Source organism: Frankia sp. KB5 (assembly GCF_002099325.1).
Classification (GTDB): Bacteria; Actinomycetota; Actinomycetes; order Frankiales; family Frankiaceae; genus Frankia; species Frankia casuarinae.
This window is the reverse complement of record NZ_MRUJ01000331.1, coordinates 1-5050: the sequence shown is the minus strand read 5'-3', so window position 1 is coordinate 5050 and position 5050 is coordinate 1. Positions and strand designations below refer to the sequence as shown.

General features: G+C 70.2%; 5 protein-coding genes and 1 pseudogene. All 6 read left to right on the top strand.

Annotated features, from left to right (window positions below; translation table 11 throughout):
- Positions 1-332 precede the first annotated feature (332 nt).
- Positions 333-755, top strand: a complete 423-nt coding sequence (locus tag KBI5_RS23780; RefSeq protein WP_241883148.1) for a hypothetical protein — start codon at positions 333-335, stop codon at positions 753-755.
- A gap of 155 nt (positions 756-910) precedes the next feature.
- A complete protein-coding gene (locus KBI5_RS23775; protein ID WP_085016536.1) occupies positions 911-1294 on the top strand; it encodes a hypothetical protein in 384 nt (127 codons plus the stop codon).
- A gap of 60 nt (positions 1295-1354) precedes the next feature.
- Positions 1355-2230 (top strand): methyltransferase domain-containing protein, encoded by an 876-nt coding sequence (locus KBI5_RS23770; protein ID WP_085016535.1) that lies wholly within the window; start codon positions 1355-1357, stop codon positions 2228-2230.
- Between the two features lie 82 nt (positions 2231-2312).
- Complete coding sequence (locus KBI5_RS23765; protein ID WP_085016534.1) at positions 2313-3098, top strand: SAM-dependent methyltransferase; 786 nt, start codon at positions 2313-2315, stop codon at positions 3096-3098.
- Between the two features lie 312 nt (positions 3099-3410).
- Positions 3411-4751, top strand: a complete 1341-nt coding sequence (fxlM, locus tag KBI5_RS23760; protein ID WP_085016533.1) for a methyltransferase, FxLD system — start codon at positions 3411-3413, stop codon at positions 4749-4751.
- A 3-nt stretch (positions 4752-4754) separates the two neighbouring features.
- Positions 4755-5050 (top strand): annotated as a pseudogene (locus KBI5_RS28255) (hypothetical protein); the annotation flags it as partial.

The window sequence follows — 5050 nt, the reverse complement described above, 5'->3', positions numbered from 1 at the left end:
AATAATCTGCGAGCCCTTAGGTGCCGACGACGCGGACAACGAAGCCCTCACCCTCGACGAGATCGACGCCCTCATCTCGGCCCTCACCCGCGCGGTCACCCACGTCCGTACCACCTCGCCGTGCCACACACAGGACGACCATGGCCCCGTCTGACACGCCTCGGGGCACACCCCGATCCGGTGCAGTCGCCGATCCACTGCCGCACCCTGCCGACGCCAGCGGTCCGCGCATCCACCCAGCGGCRGCCAGCCGAGCGGCCGGCCCGCGCAGCAGCAGGCCCGGGACCGCCCCGGCACCGACCGCCGCCAGGCCCCCACACCCCGCACGCTCCGTGCCGATCGCAGTCACCGCGCACCTGCTCCTGATCGACCAGACGGGACGGATCCTGCTACAGCAGGCGGCGAACGGCCGGTGGGGCCTGCCCGCGACCGAGCTGCGCTTCGACGTCTCACCCCAACGCCATGTCGTCGCCTTCGCCGGGAGGGATCTGGGGATCGAGATCGCCGAACGCGATCTCCTGCTTGCCCACGTCAACGCGCACAGAACCACCGAACGCGGCACGGTTCGCCTGGTCTTCAGCGTCGGCGTGTGGAACGGCGAACCCGCCCAAAGCGCCTGGCGTCAGTGGGCCTCTCCCGGCAAACCCCCTGAGCGGATGGCCACCTGGGACGCCCAGGCCCTTCCGGTGCTCCTCACCTTCACGCCCTACACCGAGATCGGCTGGGCCAGCCCGGACTGGCCCGTCCTGCCCTGACATCCCGTGATCATTCTTTTCTACTGGGCTCCAACCTCGCTGCCCGCGGACCTACCCCTGGGACGCACCACCCCGCCTCTGGAGGGGAAGCGTCACACGACCCGGCAGCCGAGCCCGCCCGCCGCCTTCACCCCTCGACACCGAAGCCGACGCCCATGACGCCCCCGCGCACGGTCCCACCCACGCTCCGACCGGTCGTCCTGCTCGCGCGGATGCGCGATCTCCTCCCGCCCACCGAGCTGGCAGACGTGCTCGCCGCCTTCATCCCGCCCATTGACCCCGCGGGCGCGGCCTGGATTGACCTCTGCGCAGCACTGGACGCCTATGACCACGCAGCTGACCAGGGACTGGACCTGGACGAGGCCGGCCAGCAGGTCGACATCGCCGCCATGATCGCGGGGTCCGGGGTCGACGGTCTGCCGCCCTCGGCGACGAACAACGGGCGCCGCATCACGGCGTTCACGCAGCTCAGGCCAGTGGTCACCAGGCGAACAGAACGTTCCCTCCGCGGGGAACGACAGGGCGATCAATCTATCTGATCATTCTGTTTGTTTGCCTGCCCGCGGGAGGTAGGTGTCGTCTCAACTCCAGGAGTAGCCGTGGCTTCGCAGCACCTGTCCGGGACGACGGACACGAGCCGGGGCGCCCTCCGTACCGGTGAGTGGACCGAATCGGACCTGCTCGTCGTCCGCCGCTTCGATCAGCCCAACCCCCGTCACCGCCGACCCTCCGCCGGCGAGGCCGTCGTCCTCGCCGGCGCCCGCRCCCGGCCCGGACAGGACCTGGTCGCGCTCAGTCCGACCCCAGGGCTGATGACGGGCGCGCTGACGGCGGTCTGCCCCAGGGGCAGCGTCACAGCCCTCGCCCCGACCGCCTCCGCCCTGGCTCTGATCCGGCCAACCCCGGAAACCCGCTATCGGTGGGGATCCGTGTGGGACCTCACCGATCTGCCTCTCCTCGATGCCAGCGCCGACGCCGTGGTCGGTCGCACCGTCCTGGCGCCGCTCGGCCATCCCCGCCGCATGCTGATCGACATCGCCCGCGTCCTGCGACCGGGCGGACGGCTGTCGATCTGCGAACCGCTGCTCGGCCAGCGAAGCCCGACCGACCTCGACGGACTGAGCCGGCACGACCTCGCCCAGGTCATGAAGGCCCTGACAGACGTTCAGCCCGCAGCCCACGCCTTCACCGTGCCCGCCGCGGTTGGTAACGCCCGCCTCGCCGGCCTCGTCCACATCGAGCACATCACCGACACCGTCACCACCAGGATCACGAATGTGGCCGCCGCCGAGGCTGCACTGCACGCCCCGGGCCCGGCCGGCGAGTCCGTCTACCAGGCGATCAACCGCGCTCTGGGTGTCGCCTTCGCCCGCCGCTACGCCGATGCGTGGCGCGTAACCGCGCGCCGCCGCCCCCTCGTGCTGACCACCCCGATCGTCTACCTGACCGCCGTCAAGCCAGACACCGGGACCTGACCGCTGGACACCGCCGCGTCGCGCAGGGCACGGCGCCGCAGACCGCCACCCACGAACCTGACATCTGTTCGGGAGCCCACCGATGGCCGCATACCCGCCGCCCACCTTCGACACCACCCGGCCCCACCCGGCCAGGGTGCGGAACTACTTCCTCGGGGGCAAGGACCACTTCCCGGTCGACCGGGAGCACGCCGCCGCCCTCGTCTCGATCGTCCCGAACATTGCGGAGGCGACCCATGCGTCCAGACAGTTCCTGGTCCGCGCGGTCACCTACCTGGCTGCCGACGCGGGCGTGCGGCAGTTCCTCGACATCGGGCCCGGCCTGCCCGTCGAGCACCTTACCCACCAGATCGCCCAACAGGTGGCATCACAGTCACGCATTGTCTACGTCGACAACGATCCTCTTGTCCTGGCTCACGCTCGCGCGCTGCTCATCGGAGCGCCCGAGGGGGTGACCGTCACCGTCGATGCCGACATCCACGAGCCGAAGGTGATCCTCGGACGCGCGGCCGAGACCCTCGACCTCGCCGAACCCGTGGGCCTGATCCTGACGGCGGTCATGGGGCTGGTCGTCCTCGACGAGGCGTACGCCATCACCCGGACACTCCTGGATGCCCTGGCGCCGGGCAGCTACCTCGTCCTGGACGACGGCACGGTCGACCCGGACAACGAGCAGATCACAGAGCTCGAAGCGCTGTCTGAACGCCACGGATACCGGTACCGCACGCCACGGGAGATCGCCGGATTCTTCGACGGCCTCGACGTCATCGAACCCGGCATCGTGCCTCCAGCACGCTGGCGAAACGCTCCTGCACCGGAGGACCCACTCGCGCCGTTCGGGATGTGCGGAGTCGGGTGCAAGGACTGATCGCCAACGAACCAGCTCGCAGGCTCCCTCTCCGCCAGGACGGAGACGCCGGCCAAGATCGAGCGAGCTTGATCCGGCCGAACGAACCGACTTGCCCGTGGCGAACAAAAGCGGCCAGCGGCAACAGTTCTCGCAGGTCAGCCGCCTTGCAGGTACCGAAGGAAACGTTCGTGGCGGGGGGAATGACCCGCCTCGCGACGCCGGGCATCGTAGGGCCACGTCGCCCCAGTCCGTCCGCGACAGAAAGATCGTCGGCATCGTAGGGTCGACAGGTCGTCACACAAGGTCGTCATCCGCGTGAGGAGAAGCCTGGTGTCCACCTCCACGAGCGAGCCCACCCCGGAACAGGTAGCCCTCCAGCCCGACGATGTCGCTCGCCTGCGCGAGGAGCTCATCCGGGAACTGCGGGAGCTGGACACGATCGTGACGCCGGAGGTGGAACGCGCGGTACGGGCGGTGCCCCGGCATCTGTTCGTCCCCGAGCTGCCGGTGGCCGAGGCATACGCCGCCGAGCGCCACTACGTGACGAAAAAGGACGAGCTGGGGATCAGCATCAGCTCGGTGTCCGCCGCCCGGGTGCAGGCCATGATGCTGGAACAGGCCCAGATCCGCCCCGGGATGCGCGTCCTGGAGATCGGCACCGGCGGCCTCAACGCCGCGATGCTCGCCGAACTCGTCGGCGAGACCGGCCAGGTCGTCTCGATCGACATCGACCATGACGTCATCGACCGGGCGGCCCGGCTCCTACCGGCGGCGGGCTACGACAGCGTCACCTTGCTGCGCACCGACGGCGAGTTCGGCGTCCCGGAGCACGCCCCCTTCGACCGGATCATCGTCACCGTCGGCGCGACGGACCTGCCCCCGGCCTGGTGTGACCAGCTCGCCGAGGGCGGCAGGATCGTCGTCCCGCTGCGGATGCGCGGCCTGACCCGCTCCGTGGCATTCCAGCGAGAGAACAACCGCCTGGTCGACCGAGGCTACGAGCTGTGCGGCTTCGTGCCCATGCAGGGTGCCGGGGAACAACGCGAACGCCTCGTCCCGCTCCACGGCGACGACGTGCGCCTGCGCCTGGACGACGGCCAGCAGGCCGACGGCGACGCCTTGAGCGCCGCGCTGACGATGCCCCGTAGGGAGGCGTGGTCCGGGGCGGCCGAGAAAGGCGGCAGGTTCGACGGGCTGTTCCTGTGGATGGCCATGAAGCTGCCCGACTTCGGGCTGATCGCCGCGACGAAAGCCGCCGTGGACGCCGGCCTGGTCGCCCATTCCTGGGGGCTGGGAATCCCCACCCTTCTCGACGGCGACAGCTTCGCCTACCTGACCTACCGCGCCACGGACGAGACACGCGAGCATTTCGAGTTCGGCGCCTACGGGCACGGCCCCCACGCCGACACGACCGCCGCGAAGCTGGCCGACCTCATCGGATCCTGGGACGGCACCAGTCTGAACGCCCGCATCAGCGTTCACCCCGCGGACGCCCCGGACGAGTCCCTTCCTCCGGACGCCCTCATCCTGACCCGCCGACACAGCCGTATCGCGGTCACCTGGCCGTCCTCCACGCAGGACCGGCTGTCCGGCGAGCACTCCGATGCCGCTTCCCAGCCGCGCCGAGCGACCGAGGACGACCTGGGTGGCGCACAGGCCCAGGAAGGGTGAGACATGACGAGGCCCAGTCTGCGGGCGGAGCAGGAYGASYTGCGKRMRCGGATGCGCGCSGYCGGCATGTCCCACGACGAGATCGCGRTCGAGTTCGCCCRCCGCTACAASYWSCGYCCCCGYRCCGCKCACYGSATCGCACACGGCTGGACCCAGGCACAGGCCGCAAACCACATCAACGCCCACGCCGCCCGCACCGGCCTCGACCCCCACGGCACCGCCCCCATGACCACCCCCCGACTCTCGGAACTGGAGAACTGGCCACTGCCCCTGCGCCGCCGGCCCACCCCCCAGCTCCT